Source organism: Plantactinospora sp. A48, from assembly GCF_055793945.1.
In genome coordinates this window covers 1-223 of the sequence record NZ_JBTIXF010000170.1, presented here as the reverse complement: position 1 = coordinate 223, position 223 = coordinate 1, and the positions used below count along the sequence as shown (strand labels likewise).

The window sequence follows — 223 nt, the reverse complement described above, 5'->3', positions numbered from 1 at the left end:
GAAGGTGAAGACGCCGGGGCTGGATTCGGTGGCGTCGGGTTTCATTTCGTTGACGGCGGTCATCATGTCGAACTCGCGGTTGGCGATGGTGAGGAAGCCGGAGTCGCTGAGTCGGTCTCCGCCCATGGCGGCGCCGAAGTAGCGGCCGCTGCGTTCGGCGGCGGCTTTGAGGGTGGTGCCGGGTTGGCCGGGGAGGTCGGCGTGGGCCATGGTGGCCATGGCC

Annotated in this window: 1 protein-coding gene; it reads right to left on the bottom strand. The window is 68.2% G+C overall.

What is annotated here, in order from left to right; all coding sequences use genetic code 11:
• Positions 1-223 (bottom strand): endo-1,4-beta-xylanase (locus ACXN5W_RS30470; protein ID WP_473161831.1); only part of this gene is annotated, 223 nt, incomplete at both ends.